The sequence below is a fragment of the Paraburkholderia sp. EG304 genome (genome assembly GCF_046543485.1).
In the GTDB taxonomy this organism is placed as follows: Bacteria; Pseudomonadota; Gammaproteobacteria; order Burkholderiales; family Burkholderiaceae; genus Paraburkholderia; species Paraburkholderia youngii.
The window spans coordinates 1-972 of the sequence record NZ_JBKGUA010000243.1; the positions used below are offsets into that span (position 1 = coordinate 1).

General features: G+C 57.3%; 1 pseudogene. It reads left to right on the forward strand.

Annotation, left to right across the window (positions count from 1 at the left end):
- Positions 1-611 precede the first annotated feature (611 nt).
- Positions 612-972, forward strand: a pseudogene (locus ACLFKU_RS43630) (IS4 family transposase); the annotation flags it as partial.

A 972-nucleotide genomic window follows, 5' to 3' on the forward strand; every position in this document is an offset into this window, starting at 1 on the left:
AACGTCCTGGAGCCGGAACTCGACCAGAACTGACAAGGAAATCTACAATCGACACCGCGCAACGCCCAACCCCGCCGAATCGGTCACGTTCCCGAAATCGGCGGTCACGTTCGCCGAAATCCGCACCCAACTTCAGATACAGCCGAACTGCTTGAATGCGGTCTTCGTACGAGTACACGGACTACCTCCTGGTAGTCCAGGATTTTGTCAGCACCCCCGGTGGGTCATTTTTACATCGGCGCTAACAGGTAGCGACGGGAAGTGGTGCGGAGCCATCGGCATAGCGGAGCCAGATTGTGGCCGGCCGGAAAAAATGGTAGCCAACGTTTCGTAAAATCGAGAACATGGATGAATCGAATTCCAAAGGCGGCCTATAGGAAGGAGCTTCACGACCAAGCGGTCAAGCTGGCGTTGACTGAAGGTGTTGGGATATCGGAAGCTTCCCGGCGATTGCCGATCCAATGAAGGTGCTTGGCAAACTGGGTATCCGCATGTGAAACCGAACGCTGATTCCGCGTAAGCGTTACTTCACCGACCGCGTCAGCGAACACGATATCCTGAGCGGGCATTTCCAGGCCAGCGCCGAACGTTTGAAGGCCACCGATGGACCAGTGCTTATCCTGCAGGACACGACCGCATTCTCGTACCAGCGCGAGCGTTCCGCACTCATCGGCTACACGGGCAAGACGAGCCTGCGCACAGGGAAGAACGGCATGGGCCCGCGACGACCGCTCACGCAATGCGGCATCCTGATGCATTCGAGTCTTGCTGTTACTGGCGATGGATTGCCACTTGGCCTGGCGGCGGTGAAGTTCTGGACGAGAAAGCGGTTCAAGGGGGCTTCGGAGCTCAAGCGCCATATCAATCCCACGCGCGTACCGATTGAGGAAAAGGAAAGCTGGCGATGGCTGGAGAATATGCGCCAGTCGACCGAGCTTCTCGACGATCCTGTGCGTTGCATTCACATCGGCG